This window comes from Mesorhizobium sp. M7D.F.Ca.US.005.01.1.1, from assembly GCF_003952545.1.
GTDB lineage: Bacteria > Pseudomonadota > Alphaproteobacteria > Rhizobiales > Rhizobiaceae > Mesorhizobium > Mesorhizobium loti.
The window spans coordinates 7,105,247-7,119,228 of sequence record NZ_CP034453.1; the positions used below are offsets into that span (position 1 = coordinate 7,105,247).

General features: G+C 64.0%; 12 protein-coding genes and 1 riboswitch. Of the genes, 6 read left to right on the top strand and 6 right to left on the bottom strand.

All coding sequences use genetic code 11. The features are described 5' to 3' along the window. The first annotated feature begins 300 nt into the window (after nt 1-300). Nucleotides 301-1,164, top strand: a complete 864-nt coding sequence (locus tag EJ076_RS34615; protein ID WP_109664843.1) for an RNA polymerase factor sigma-32 — start codon at nt 301-303, stop codon at nt 1,162-1,164. Nucleotides 1,165-1,232: 68 nt separating this feature from the next. Here the strand turns inward: EJ076_RS34615 and EJ076_RS34620 are convergent, their stop codons facing one another. The 4 genes from EJ076_RS34620 to thiB form a co-directional block, all read right to left on the bottom strand. Beyond that, a complete protein-coding gene (locus tag EJ076_RS34620; protein ID WP_126070873.1) occupies nt 1,233-2,702 on the bottom strand; it encodes a M48 family metalloprotease in 1,470 nt (489 codons plus the stop codon). A gap of 261 nt (nt 2,703-2,963) precedes the next feature. Next, complete coding sequence (locus EJ076_RS34625) at nt 2,964-3,764, bottom strand: ATP-binding cassette domain-containing protein (protein ID WP_126070874.1); 801 nt, start codon at nt 3,762-3,764, stop codon at nt 2,964-2,966. Further along, nucleotides 3,757-5,382, bottom strand: a complete 1,626-nt coding sequence (thiP, locus tag EJ076_RS34630; protein WP_126070875.1) for a thiamine/thiamine pyrophosphate ABC transporter permease — start codon at nt 5,380-5,382, stop codon at nt 3,757-3,759. The genes EJ076_RS34625 and thiP overlap by 8 nt, the downstream gene beginning before the upstream one ends. 8 nt (nt 5,383-5,390) lie before the next feature. Beyond that, nucleotides 5,391-6,389 (bottom strand): thiamine ABC transporter substrate binding subunit, encoded by a 999-nt coding sequence (gene thiB, locus EJ076_RS34635; RefSeq protein ID WP_126070876.1) that lies wholly within the window; start codon nt 6,387-6,389, stop codon nt 5,391-5,393. Nucleotides 6,390-6,432: 43 nt separating this feature from the next. Then, nucleotides 6,433-6,547: riboswitch (TPP riboswitch) on the bottom strand. Between the two features lie 87 nt (nt 6,548-6,634). Here thiB and EJ076_RS34640 point away from each other — a divergent pair. Genes EJ076_RS34640 through EJ076_RS34655 form a run of 4 tightly spaced genes read left to right on the top strand, consistent with a single transcriptional unit; the run spans nt 6,635 to nt 9,701 of the window. Then, complete coding sequence (locus EJ076_RS34640) at nt 6,635-7,279, top strand: thiamine diphosphokinase (RefSeq protein ID WP_126070877.1); 645 nt, start codon at nt 6,635-6,637, stop codon at nt 7,277-7,279. 1 nt (nt 7,280) lies between these two features. After that, nucleotides 7,281-9,101 (top strand): ABC-F family ATP-binding cassette domain-containing protein, encoded by a 1,821-nt coding sequence (locus EJ076_RS34645; RefSeq protein ID WP_126070878.1) that lies wholly within the window; start codon nt 7,281-7,283, stop codon nt 9,099-9,101. A gap of 58 nt (nt 9,102-9,159) precedes the next feature. Further along, nucleotides 9,160-9,402, top strand: coding sequence for a type II toxin-antitoxin system CcdA family antitoxin (locus tag EJ076_RS34650; protein WP_109664821.1), 243 nt, complete (start codon nt 9,160-9,162; stop codon nt 9,400-9,402). After that, the gene (locus EJ076_RS34655; RefSeq protein ID WP_126070879.1) at nt 9,402-9,701 is read left to right on the top strand and encodes a CcdB family protein; all 300 of its coding nucleotides are present in this window, start codon (nt 9,402-9,404) and stop codon (nt 9,699-9,701) included. The genes EJ076_RS34650 and EJ076_RS34655 overlap by 1 nt, the downstream gene beginning before the upstream one ends. A gap of 29 nt (nt 9,702-9,730) precedes the next feature. Here EJ076_RS34655 and EJ076_RS34660 read toward each other — a convergent pair whose 3' ends face one another. Together EJ076_RS34660 and EJ076_RS34665 are read right to left on the bottom strand one after the other, a co-directional pair. Next, on the bottom strand, nt 9,731-11,392 hold the full coding sequence (locus EJ076_RS34660) for a hypothetical protein (RefSeq protein ID WP_126070880.1): 1,662 nt from the start codon (nt 11,390-11,392) through the stop codon (nt 9,731-9,733). A gap of 74 nt (nt 11,393-11,466) precedes the next feature. Then, nucleotides 11,467-12,765, bottom strand: a complete 1,299-nt coding sequence (locus tag EJ076_RS34665; RefSeq protein ID WP_126070881.1) for an adenylosuccinate synthase — start codon at nt 12,763-12,765, stop codon at nt 11,467-11,469. Nucleotides 12,766-13,065: 300 nt separating this feature from the next. Here EJ076_RS34665 and EJ076_RS34670 point away from each other — a divergent pair, with 300 nt between their 5' ends. Next, complete coding sequence (locus EJ076_RS34670) at nt 13,066-13,977, top strand: DMT family transporter (protein ID WP_126070882.1); 912 nt, start codon at nt 13,066-13,068, stop codon at nt 13,975-13,977. Nucleotides 13,978-13,982 lie beyond the last annotated feature (5 nt).

Here is a 13,982-nt window from a genome sequence, read left to right on the forward strand (position 1 = left end):
GATATCCGGCATGTTGTGAGCGCTGGAAACTGGCAGATGCAAGGCAAGAAAATAAGGAATGAAATTTCAAAAACAAACCGCTCTTGAAATCGGATACTCAAGATTCTGCTTTTTCGACGAGAGTCGGCGCCATTCCAGACCATCCCGCAAGCCGTCTGGACAGCGCGTCAGGCGCGGCGCCGGCCAGGGAACCATTCCCCTGCATGGCACGTTCTGGCTGTTCTAGGGCACGACGCCGCCATTTCAACCCGGGCGCCAGCCAAGTTTGCAAAGTCATCCGCATCGCCCAGGGAGCGCCTCATGATGGAAGACACGGCAGGACGGATCATGGTCCGCGCGGCAATGAGGGCCCCCTACCTCGAACGTGACGAGGAGCATCGGCTGGCATTGCTCTGGAAAGAGGACAACGACCAGAACGCGCTGCACAGCATCACCGTCGCCCATATGCGGCTGGTCATTTCCATGGCCTCCAAATTCCGCCATTACGGCTTGCCGCTTGGCGATCTGATCCAGGAGGGTCATGTCGGCCTGCTTGAAGCCGCCGCCCGCTTCGAGCCCGAGCGCGAGGTGCGGTTCTCGACCTATGCGACGTGGTGGATCCGCGCCTCGATGCAGGACTACATCCTGCGCAACTGGTCGATCGTGCGCGGTGGCACCAGCTCGGCGCAGAAGGCGCTGTTCTTCAACCTGCGACGCCTGCGCGCGCGGCTGGCGAATGGCGCCGAGCCGCTGTCCAACGCAACGCTCTATCGCGAAGTGTCGGAGGCACTCGGCGTCTCCGAAGCCGATGTGGCGATGATGGATTCGCGGCTGTCGGCACCCGACTCCTCGCTCAACATGCCGATTGCCGACGATGCGGGTTCGACTGAGCGGATGGACTTCCTTGTCTCGGACGATCCCTTGCCCGACGAGATCGTCGGCGACAAAATCGATGTCGCGCGCCGCTCGCTCTGGCTGAGGGAAGCGCTTCGCGCGCTCAACGCGCGTGAGCTGAGGATCATCGAAGAACGCCGGCTGAACGACGAGGGCGCGACACTCGAAGCGCTCGGCGAGACGCTCGGCATTTCCAAGGAACGTGTCCGCCAGATCGAGGCGCGCGCCATGGAAAAGCTCAAGGTGGCGTTGGTGAAGCAGAACCCGGAGTTCATGGCGACGGCCGCCTGATCTCCTGACGCCCCCGATCTGCTGAAGCAAGGACGACGGTGTCAGACATCCGGCAACTCGCGACGAGCTTATTTGTCGGTGACGATCTTGACCTTGTCGCCGGCCGAAACCGCGGCGCCCGGCGACAGCGCATTGAGCACGCGGAACAAATCGAGCTTGCGGTCGACGCCAACCATCTGCGCCGAAAGCGAGCCCATCGTCTGCCCCGGCTGAACGGTGACGACGCGGATATGCAGCGGCTTCAAAGCCGCCTTTTCGGCAGCGCTGAGGATCCGGAACGAGCCGCTGACCGAACGCGCCACGGTGTCCAGCGAGGTGCTGGCCGAAGGGGCAGCGGTCAGCAGCCGGTAGACCTGGCCGCCGGCGCGGATCACGGCGATGTCGAACTGCCAGCCTTCAGCGCCGGCATGCGCGGTCGCCGCCTCATTGCCGTTGATGGTTTCCTGCTTGACGGTGCTGTCGTCGAGACCGGCCACCCAACCACTGCGGATATAGTCGGTGAGCGCGCGGTTCTTGTCGATCGAGACGCCGTCGAAGCGGATCGCCATGTCACCGGGACCGGTTGCCGTCACTGCCGCCGCCGAATTGTCGATGATGAAGCCCTGCGGCACCGAGAAGGACACGCCAAGACCCGGATGCAGGAAGGTTTCGCCGCGCACATAGCCTTCCTCGGGTGTGTCGCCATAGAGCAGGCCGTCTATGCCGGCGAGAAAGGAATCGCGGTCGCGCGTGCCGAAGCCTGGCGCGCCAAACTGGCGGGCATGGCGCTGCGCCAGATCGATGCGCTGCGGCGTGTTGGGGTGCGTGGCCAGGAAGTCGAGGCTGGCATCGGTGGCGCCGCTGATCGAACGGAAATCGGTGTAGGCCGACATCGACTGCAGAAAGCGGCCGGCGGCGAAAGGATCGTAGCCGGCTTCACCGATCGACTTGATGCCGATGGCGTCGGCTTCCAGCTCCTGGTTGCGCGAGAATTGTGCCAGCCTCAGCTTGCCGCGGATCAGCGCTGCTTTGGCGGTCGGGCTGTCGCCGAGCACATCGGAAACCACCTTGGTCGCCAGGCCTTCTTCGGCCTCGAGCTGCTGGCGCTGCAGGCCGTGATTGGCGGTGACGTGGCCCATCTCATGCGCGATGACCGCGGCAAGCTCTGCCGAATCATTGGCCAGCGCCAACAGGCCGCGCGTGATGTAGAGATAGCCGCCCGGCAGCGCGAAGGCGTTGACGTTGGGCGAATTCAGGATGGTGATGCGATAGGTCTGCGTCGGATTGGCCGAGACCACGGTCAGATTGCCGACCACCTTGGCAACCATGCGCTCCAGCTTGGGATCGGAATATTCGCCGCCATAGGTCGCCAGGATGCGCGGATGCTGCGCCTTGGCCAATTCGGCGAGCTTGTTGTTGGCGCCGACATTGTCGACGGTGATCGGCTTGTCGGATGGCTGGAAGCCGGATTCCTGAACCGCCGGCGGCGTGAACATCTGGCAACTCGCCAGCGCCACGGCAAAGCCGGCCAGCGCAAGAAAGCGCGCCAGCGGTTTCATTCCTAGTGTATTAGCGCCGATCGCCAGAACGGCTTCCTTTCGGGTCCCGGCGCATGATCACGAAAATCGGGGGCGATCTTCGGAATGTGTCATGCGCCATATCTCAAACTGCTGCAGTATCCGTTGCACGTCCCCCAGGGGCGGGCGGCGGATACTGCAGGCAAATCACGTCCTGTGCCGGACCAGTAGGGCGGACCTAGCCACACTCCTCCAGTCATGGCAAGCAAGCGCCACATCGCCCGGAACCGGTTTGACCGTAAATTATGTCCGCTTCCGGGCAACATCTCGTGATACGGCACCCCCGGCACCTGCGCCGATATAGCGCCGGAACGCTTCCGGGCCAGCCCCGGCAAAGAAATCATCCGCCTTGCCGGTTGCGGCAACCAACCCATTGTCCAGAAACACCATGTGCTCGCCGATACGGCGGGCGTCTTCGGGCTGATGGGTGACGAACAGCACCGTCATGCCCCGCTCGGCATGAACGGCGGCGACCAGATCGAGCATGTCGTCGCGCAAAGCGGGTCCGAGCGAGGCGAAGGGTTCGTCGAGCAGCAGCACCGGCCGGTCGCGCACCAGCACCCGGGCCAGTGCAACGCGCTGGCGTTCCCCCCCGGAGAGCTCGCGCGGCAGGCGTCGTTCCTTGCCGGCAAGACCGGTGCGAGCAAGCGCCTCGGCGATCGCGGCGCGGTCTGCCTCGGTCAGCCGCAAGGATGGCGATCGGCCGAGCCCGACATTCTGCTCGACGGAAAGATGCGCGAAGAGATTGTTCTCCTGGAACACCATCGACACGGACCGCACCGAGGCCGGTTCGGCGCTGACATCGACCCCACCGATCAGCACGCGGCCCGACTGCGGGGTCTCGAAGCCGGCGACCAGATTGAGCAGCGTCGACTTGCCCGAACCGCTCGGCCCCATGATGGCGTTGATCCTTGCCGTGGCGAAATCGACGTCGAAGACAAGCGGCGCTTCGCCATAGCTGCCATGACTACCATAACTGAACGACACCTTGTCCAGCCGCACCGGTGCGCCCTTTTCAAGCCCGCTGGCCACCCCCTCAGGCATCCCGGACCTTCTCCTTTCCCAGCCAGTGCGCCGCCACGATCAACGCGAGGCAGACGAGGCCGAGCAGCAATGCCAGGCCGGCGGCGTCCTCGGTGCGGTAGCTGCCCATCCGCGCCAGGAGAAGGTAGGGCAATGTCTGCACGGAATCACTGCCGAACAAGGCAATGACGCCGAGATCGCCGAGCGACAGCGCCATGGCGAAGGCGAAGGCCGTGGCGAGCGGCCGCCGCAGCGACGGCCAGTCGACCAGCATCAGCCGGTTCCAGCCAGCAATGCCGAGCTGTGCACAGAGCCGTTCGTGACGCTCGCTCGCCGCATCATAGGCGGGACGGATGGCGCGCAGGGCGAACGGCATCGCCATCACCGCATTGACGGTGACGACCATGATCGGGGCAATGGCGAAGACATCGCCGACATGGCGCAGCAACAGGAACCAGCCGGCGCCAACGACGATCGGCGGCACGACCAGGACAAAGCCGGCCCCAGTATCGGTGGCATGCTCGAGCATTGTCTTGCGGCCAGCCCGGCGGTTCAGCGCTAGGGCCCGCCGCGCCATGGTCAGTGCCAGCGACAGCGTCACCGAAAGCAGCGCCGACAGGAAGGCCAGCACCATGCTGGTCAGCGTCGCCTGCCGGACGGTGGCCTCACCGGCCAGCCGGCCGAGATCGGCGCCCAACCCGGCCGTCACCGTCGCCGCCATCGGCCCGACGACGAACAGCAACGCCAAGACGATGAGCATTGCGTTCAGCCAGGTCTCGGCCCCGTTGACTGAGAGATAGCGGCGTTGCGCGACCGGCAGGTTAGTATCGCCGACCACATTGGCGCCTAGCCGCGTCAGTGCCAGCACCACGATAAAGGTTAAGGCGATCTGCAGCAGCGTCAGCGTCACCGCGCGCGCGGGATCGAAATCGAAACGAAGCGCCTGGTAGATGCCGACCTCCAGCGTCGTCGCGGCCGGCCCGCCGCCCAGTATCAGCACGATCGTGAAGGATGTGATGCAGAGCATGAACACCAGCCCGGCGACTCCTGGCATGGCGGCACGCAGCGTCGGCCATTCGATCAGCCGGAACGCCGGCCGCGCCGACATGCCAAGCTGGCTCGCCAGCCGCCATTGGTCGGCTGGAATCGTTTGCAGCGCCTCGAGGAACAGCCGCGTCGCCAACGGCAGATTGAAGAAGACATGGGCGACGAGAATGCCGGACAGGCCATAGATCCCCGGCCAGCTTCCGCCGCCGATCACGGCGAGCACGCCGGCGAAATAGCCGGCGCGGCCATAAAGCGCCAGGATGCCGAGGGCCGCGACGATGGCCGGCAGCGCCAATGGTACGGCGAAGAGCTGCAGGATGAAGGCGCGGCCAAAGAAGCGTGGATGCCGCGACAGAGCGCGCGCCACGAACAGCGCCGGCACGACGGAAAGCAGCGTCGACAGCGCCGCTTGCCAGAGCGTGAAGCGAATGACGCGCAACAGATAGGGATCGAAGGCTGCCCAAGCGCCCGAGAAATCATGGGCGCCCTCGAAAAGCAGGCCAGCAAACGCGCCGCCGATCAGCAGCGCGATTGCGGCGAGCGCGACAATGCCGGCGCTGACGCGGGAATCCGTGGAATACGCCGGCGTCATCGCGCTGCCTACTTGCTCATCACCGCCAGCCACTCATCCACCCAGGCCTTGCGGTTGGCGGCGACCTCTTGCGGGCTGAACAGCAAGGTCTTGGTTGGCTTGACCAATTTGTCAAAGGCCGGGTTGAGCGGCTTGTCGGTCTTGCCTGCCGGGAACATCCAGTTGGTCTCGGGGATGGCATCCTGGAATTTCGGTCCGGTCATGAAGGCCATGAACTTTGCCGCCAGCGGATTCTTGGCCCCTGTCGTGGTGATGCCCGCCACCTCGATCTGCAGATACTCGCCCTCCTCGAAGGAGGCCGCCTGATAGCGCTCGGTGTTCTCGGCGACCATGTGGTAGGCCGGCGACGTCGTGTAGGACAACACCATCGGCGCCTCGCCCTTCGTGAACAGGCCATAGGCCTCGCTCCAGCCCGGCGTCACCGTCAGCACCTTCGGCTTGAGCTTGGCCCAGGCCTCCGGCGCCTTGTCGCCATAGACCGACTTGACCCACAGAAGCAGGCCGAGGCCGGGCGTCGAGGTGCGCGGATCCTGGATGACGATCTTGTCGTCGGCACTGCCTTCGACCAAGTCCTTCAGGCTCTTCGGCGGCGTCTTCAGCTTCTCGGTGTCGTAAACGACAGCGAAATAGCCGTAATCAAAGGGGACAAAAGTGTCGTCGCTCCAACCGCCCGGCACATTGACGTCGGTCACCGCGCCATGCGGTGCGAACAGGCCTGACGCCTTGGCATCGGCGGTAAGATTGGTGTCGAGGCCAAGCACGATATCGGCCTTGGTCGACGCGCCTTCGAGCTTGACGCGGTTGAGCAGCGCGACGCCATCGGCGACCGAGACGAATTCGACATCGCAGCCGCATTCGGCCTCGAATTCCTTCTTCACCACGGGACCCGGACCCCAGTCGGCGGTGAAACTCTCATAGGTGTAGACGGTGAGCTTGTCCTTGGCCAAGGCCGGTCCGGACAGGACCACGGTCATTGCTGAGACAAGAGAATATAAAAGCGTGCGCATCGGCGCCTCCTTCGTTCGAATTGAAAGGAATTGAGGCGTCGGACTGTCCGAAACGTCTAATCCCTCCGCCGGTACAAACCGGATCAGGTTCAGCGGGTTGGCGAGATTGCCTCTCAGCCGGTCCGCGAAGATCGCGTCCGGCACCCCGTTAGAGCGTTTCGACACATAGGCCGGGCCGATCCCCCACGCAAGTGGGAGTTTGCCGCCTTCCGTTTCCCGTGCCGGGCTGGTAAGGGCCACACGATATGAGCACATTCACCATCCTGCTTGGCGGCGATCTCATCCGCACGCCACGGCTCGACCGCCAGGTCGAAGGCTCCCGCGTCATCGCCGCCGACGCCGGCATCGGCCATGCGCGGCTGCTGGGTCTCGTGCCGGAGCTGTGGGTGGGTGATTTCGATTCGGTGCCTGCCAACCTGCCTGACGATCTCGCTGCCGTGCCGCGCCGGACCTTCCCGACGGAAAAAGACCAGACCGATGGTGAGCTGGCCATCGCCGCCGCACTCGAGCGCGGCGCGACCAGACTGGTGCTCGCCGGCGCCTTCGGCGGCAAGCGCGCCGACCACGCTTTCCTGCATCTGGCGCTTGCCCTGCGGCTGGCCGAGGCCGGGACGGATGTGCTTCTGACCAGCGGCGCCCAGGAAGGCGTCCCCCTGCTGCACGGAACCGCTGGCTTCGACTATGCCGACGGCACGCTGTTTTCGGTGCTCGGCTTTTCCGAGCTTGCCGGCCTGACCGTCACCGGCGCCAAATGGCCGCTCGATCACGTCAAGGTGGCCTTCGGTTCGTCGCTGACCATTTCCAACGAGGTCAAGGGCCGCCTCGAAATCGCGCTGGACCATGGCCGCGCGATGCTGCTCGCTCATCCCTACCCCTTACCTGAAAGCTGACATGGCCCCGCCCCTTCTCAACCTCGACGGGATAAAGCTGACCTTCGGCGGCACGCCGCTGCTCGATGGTGCCGCCTTGACGGCTTCGGCCGGCGACAAGATCGCACTGGTCGGCCGCAACGGGTCGGGCAAGTCGACGCTGCTGAAGATCGCCGCCGGCCTGATCGAGCCGCAGGACGGCGAGGTGTTCCGCCAGCCTTCGGCGACCGTACGCTATCTGCCCCAGATGCCCGACATGGAGGGTTTTGCCAGTGTCCGCGCCTATGTCGAGGCCGGACTTGGCCCCGCCGACGATCCCTACCGCGCCAGCTATCTGATGGAGCATCTCGGTCTGTCGGGCGAAGAGCGTCCGAACGATCTTTCGGGCGGCGAAGCAAGGCGCGCCGCCCTTGCCCGCGTCATGGCGCCGGAGCCGGACATCCTGCTGCTCGATGAGCCGACCAATCATCTCGATCTGTCGGTGATCGAATGGCTGGAAGAGGAGCTCATCCGCACCTCCTCGGCACTGATCGTCATCTCGCACGACCGCCGCTTTCTCGAGCGCGTGTCGCGCGCCACCGTCTGGCTCGATCGCGGCCAGACCCGCAGGCTGGACAAGGGTTTTGGCCATTTCGAGGAATGGCGCGACCTCGTGCTGGAAGAAGAAGAGCGCGAGCAGCACAAGCTCGGCCGCCAGATCGTGCGTGAGGAGCACTGGCTGCGCTACGGGGTGACGGCGCGGCGCAAGCGCAACATGCGCCGGCTCGGCGAACTGCAGACCATGCGCCAGCGTTTTCGCGGCCATCGCGGCGCCGAAGGGTCGGCCACCATGGTGGCGAGCGACGCTACCGAATCCGGCAAGCTGGTGATCGAGGCCAAGAACATCGAGAAGAGCTTTGGCGATCTCACCGTGGTCAAGGGGTTTTCAACCCGCATCCAGCGCGGCGACCGCGTCGGCCTGGTCGGGCCGAACGGCGCCGGCAAGACGACGCTGTTGAAGATGCTGACCGGCGAGATGAAGCCTGACGCCGGCTCGATACGGCTCGGCACCAATCTGGAGATCGCCACGCTCGACCAGAAGCGCGAGGCGGTCGACCCGCAAGAGACGCTGGCGCAGTATCTCACCGACGGTCGCGGCGAAAACCTCGTCATCAATGGTGAGCAGCGCCACGTCGTCTCCTACATGAAGGATTTCCTGTTCAAGCCGGAGCAGGCGCGCACCCCGGTGCGCGAGTTGTCCGGCGGCGAGCGGGCACGCCTCCTGCTGGCGCGCGTGCTGGCGCGGCCGGCAAACCTTCTGGTGCTCGATGAGCCGACCAACGATCTCGACATGGAGACGCTGGAACTGCTGCAGGAACTGGTCGCCGGGTTTGCCGGAACGGTCATCCTGGTCAGCCACGACCGTGATTTCCTCGACCGCACCGTGACCAGCCTGATCGCGCCGGACGGTGACGGCCGCTGGATCGAATATGCCGGCGGTTACTCCGACATGCTGGCGCAGCGCGGCGGCACCCGGCTCGACGACCGCAGGGCGCGCGCGAAGGCCGAAAACGGCGATGCGCCAATGACGACCAAAAGTGAAGCTGCTGCGCCAAAGGGGCCGGCGAAGAAACTGTCGTTCAAGCAGAAATTCGCGCTGGAATCCCTGCCCAAGAAAATCGAAGCTGTGATGGCTTCGATCTCACGGTTGGAGAACAACATCGCCGATCCGGCCTATTACGAGCGCGACCCGGCCTCCTTCCAGAAAACCATCGCCGCCCTCGACAAGGAGCGCGCCACGCTGGCCGCGCTTGAAGAAGAGTGGCTGGAGCTGGAGATGCTGCGGGAGGAAATGGAGAGGTGAAGGATTGCGTGCGGGCTTTTATGCGCCTACATTATGCGCATAAAAGGAGGCAGTCTCTATGCTTCAATCGACGCCAAAACCTCAGCGAAAGTCCGTTAACACATCCATTGATTCTCAGCTGATCAAAGACGCCAAGGCGTTGGGCATCAACATCTCCCGCGCCGCAGAGGCAGGTATCGCAAAAGCGATTGCGGCGGAAAAGACGCGTCGTTGGCAAGAAGAAAACAAGGAAGCTATTCAAAGCTCCAATGAGTATGTCAGGCGCAACGGGCTGCCATTGGCCAAACACCGGCTGTTTTGATGGCACGCTACGATCTCTATCGAAATGCCGAAGGTAGCGGTTATCTTCTCGATGTTCAGTCCGACCTTCTTGAGGGACTGACCACGAGGGTCGTCATTCCGTTGATGCCGCCCGACATAGCCCCGGTTCCGGGCCGCCGTCTAAACCCGACCTTCGCAATCGACGGCAGGAATCATGTGATGGTCACACAATTCATGTCAGCCTTGATGGCCTCAGAATTGCCTGATGCCGAGGGAAATCTCTCCAGACACCACGACGACATCGTCGCTGCGCTCGACATGTTGTTCCAAGGCTTCTAAACCAAAGGGGCTCCGGGCCGGCGCCCTTCTCAGCCCGCCGTTTTCGCCTGCCAGGCCTTGATCGCCTCGTCGAACACCTTCTCGCCGGGAATGCCCTTTTCCATGGTCAGCAATGCCCGCCGTCCGGTCTTGTAGACGACCGGCACGTCGATCCAGTCCTGGCCGCGAAGCAAGGTCATGTTGGCGTCTTCGTCGGCCTTGGTGTCGTTGAGCGCGACGAGGAAGAAACCGTCGGCGATCTTGGCCGGAATGCCGATCAGCGGGCTGCCGGCATCCTGTTCCGAACTTTTCATGGCGACGCGCAGGATGTTGTCGACACCGCCGCCCTCAAAACCGTCGGGCGTCAGAAAGATCATCTCGATGATATGGCTGGCCGGCAGTGTCTGGTCGGTGTTGCGACGGATGGTCATGCGCAACTGGATGTCCTTGCCAGGAATGGTGGCCTCGGCGCGGATCGCCGGCTCCGGCGGCAGGTCGCCACCGGGCGATTCCTGAACCAGCGACCAGACGATGTTGCCGGGCTCGGCAGAACCCTGTGCGGTGCTGGTGCGCTCTTCATAGAAGATCGCCTTCTGGCCAACCGGCAGAGCGGTTTCCGTCGGCGCGGCTGCCGGTGCCGCCGGCGCAGCACTCGCCGGCGCTGGCGGGGTGGCGGCCGCCGCCGGCGCAGCTCCGGTGGCAGGTGGCGTCGCGGGCGCGGCGCCCGGTGCCGGCGTTGCGGCAGGTGCGGCCGCGGCAGGCGTGCCGGCGGCCGGTGCGGAAATCGCCGGCGCGTTGGTCGCCGAGGGCGGCGTGGTCAGCGCGGCGACCGATTCGCCTTCGCCGATGCCGCTTTGACCACCGGCCGGGCCGGGATCGACTTCGCTGCCCTGCGGCGTCAGCCGCTGGGTGAATTTCGTGCTTTCGGCTTCCGTGCCGCCGCCGGTCGCGGGCGCCGGCGGCGTTGCCCCCGCATCGGTTGCCGGCTTGGCGGGTGCCGGTTTCACCGGTTCGGTCTTGGCGACCTGGTTGCCGCCAAGCCCGAGCATCTTGCCGAAAGCGTCCTTGTTCAGCCAGATGCCGTAACCGCCGCCGGCAACGACCAGCAGCGCAACCACGGCGGCGATCAGCCCACCATAGCTGCGCTTGCGCTCCGCGGGACGTAGCCGCTGGAAGGTGTCGGACACCGGCTCTTCGTTGCTGGAAAAGATATCGGCCCCGTCGTCCGCCTCGTCGGCGTCCATACCTGCAGCGTCCATGCCTGCAAGAGGCGCGTCGGCGCGAGCCGGCTGGGAAGGTGCGGCTGCGGGCTTCCAGCTTGGCTCGACCTTGGCGGCAGGTGGAGGTGCCGGTCGATAAGGTTCAGGCTTGGCCGCGGGCGGTGCCGGCAAGGCGGGTTCCGCCTTCGCCGGTTGCCGTGTATGGCTCGGCTGGTTCTTGTTGCGATCGATCGAGGAAAAGATGTGTTCCAGTTCCGCGAGCGGGTCGGTCTCCGGCACGCTCTTGGCATAGTCCCGCTCGACACTCGCGATGGCGTCTTCCAGACCGCGTTTCTGCTTGGCGACATCCTCCGGCGAAAGCGGCGGATCGCGCTGGGCAATCTTCGCTGCGATCGTAGAGCGGGCCTTGTCATAGACCTTCGCCCGCATCTCTGGCGACTGATCGCCGAGACCGTCTATCGCTTTTTTCAGAACAAAAACGAAATCTGCCATGCTTCAGTCGACCTGTATTTTGTTTCCGCGCCGGCCCCCGCAAATCAGCCGCGATGCCCGGAAAGGCTGAGAAACTAGTCTTGAAACGGATCGGTCACAAGTATCGTGTCGTCGCGTTCCGGGCTGGTGGAAAGGAGCGCGACCGGGGCGCCGATGAGCTCCTCGATGTAGCGGACATATTTGACGGCCTGGGCCGGCAGATCGTTCCAGCTGCGCGCGCCGGCGGTGGTGCCTTTCCAGCCCTCGAGCGTCTCGTAGACCGGCTCGACACGCGCCTGTGCGCCCTGGCTGGCCGGCAGATAGTCGATCATCTCGCCGTCGAGCCGGTAGCCGGTGCAGACCTTGATCTCGTCCAGCCCGTCGAGCACGTCGAGCTTGGTCAGCGCGATGCCCTTGATGCCGTTGACGGCAACAGCCTGGCGCACCAGCACCGCGTCGAACCAGCCGCAGCGGCGCTTGCGACCGGTGACGACACCGAATTCATGACCGCGCGTGCCGAGGAATTCGCCGATCTCGTTCTTCTGCTCGGTCGGGAACGGACCTTCGCCGACGCGCGTCGTATAGGCCTTGGTGATGCCGAGCACATAACCGATGGCGCCCGGGCCAACGCCGGAGCCTGCGGCCGCTTGGCCGGCGACAGTATTCGACGAGGTGACGAACGGATAGGTGCCGTGGTCGATATCGAGCAGCGTCCCTTGCGCGCCCTCGAACAGGATGCGCTCGCCGGCGCGGCGCTTGTCGTCGAGGATTTTCCAGACCCGGTCCATATAGGGCAGGATCTCGTGCGCAACCGAAGTCAATTCCTGCATGATCGCATCATGCGTGACTTCGGCATGGCCAAGCCCCCGACGCAGCGCATTGTGGTGCGTCAGCAGCCTGTCGACCTTCAAGGGCAGCGTTTCCAAATCCGCCAAATCCATCACCCTGACCGCGCGCCGGCCCACCTTGTCCTCGTAGGCGGGGCCGATGCCTCGACGGGTCGTGCCAATCTTCGTTCCGGAATTGGAGGCGGCGTCCTCGCGGAATCCGTCCAGTTCCCGATGCAGGGACAGGATAAGCGCTGTGTTTTCGGCTATTTTCAGGCGATCCGGCGTAACCTCGACACCTTGCGCCTTGAGCTTGGCCACTTCCGCGACAAAAGCGTGCGGGTCGAAAACGACGCCATTGCCGATGATGGACAGCTTGCCCTGGCGCACGACGCCCGACGGAAGCAACGACAATTTGTAGACCTTGCCATCGACGACCAGCGTGTGGCCGGCATTGTGGCCGCCCTGGAAACGCACCACGACATCGGCGCGCTCCGACAGCCAGTCGACGATCTTGCCCTTGCCTTCGTCGCCCCACTGCGAGCCGACGACCACCACATTGGCCATGTTTCTTTTCCCTTGAGACGCCGCCGAGCGGCTTGGATATGGTTCGAAACGACAGGCCTCTATAACGTCAAGACCTCGCGAGCGCGACCTTTCTTTGCCGCCGAAAATACCTTGAGGCACAACAATTTTCGGCTTCGACATCATTTACTTGGGCGCACGGGGGCAATAGGCCGACAAACACCGCGGCTTGTCCTCAAAGCGCGTCATGACGTGCTTTGAGTTTTTTGTTTCAATGCATGTCGTTGTCCCAAAACCGCTGCCCACTTTTGGGCGACATGCAATAGTGGCCGGAATCCCGCGATGCATCGAAGCGCTTACATATTCCTGCTGCTCACCACCTTGCTGTGGGGTGGCAACTCGGTGGCCGGCAAGCTGGCGGTCGATCACGTCTCGCCAATGACGCTCGTCTTCCTGCGCTGGGTGCTGGCCGTGTCGATCATGCTGCCGATAGGCTTGAAGACAATACGCAAGGACTGGCCGGTGGTGCGCAAGCACTGGCTCGTGCTGGCAGCGCTGGGCGCCAGCGGCTTCGCCTTGTTCAACACCATCTTCTACACGGCGCTCAACTACACCACAGCGATCAACGTCTCGATCGAACAGGCGGCGATGCCGATCCTGATCATGACAGCCAATTTCGTCTTCTTCCGCCTACGTGTGAACTGGGCGCAAATTGTCGGTGTCGTGCTGACCATCGCCGGCGTGATCCTCACCGCCTGCCACGGCGATCCGCGCCGGCTGTTGACGCTGGAGCTCAATTTCGGCGACGCCATCATGCTGGTCGCCGTGTTTCTCTACAGCGGCTATTCGGTCGGGCTGCGGCTGAAGCCGGTGATGCATTGGCAGAGCCTGATGCTGGCCCTGTCGGTTGCCGCCCTCGCCACCTCGCTGCCGTTCTTCCTGTGGGAGGTCGCCGCCGGCAGGGTCATCGTGCCTGACGCGCGCGGCTGGGCCGTCATCGTCTATACCGCGATCGGCGCCTCGGTCATCTCGCAGATCTTCTACATCAGGGGCAACGAACTGATCGGCGCCAACCGCGCCGGCCTGTTCATCAATCTGGTGCCGATCTTCGGCACGCTGCTGTCAGTGCTGATCGTCGGCGAGACGTTCCAGCTCTATCAGGCACTGGCTTTGGTGCTCGTGCTGGGCGGCATCGGGCTTGCCGAATACAGCGGGCGCAAGATGGCGATTCAGCGATCCGCCAGGACACGCTGAACGAA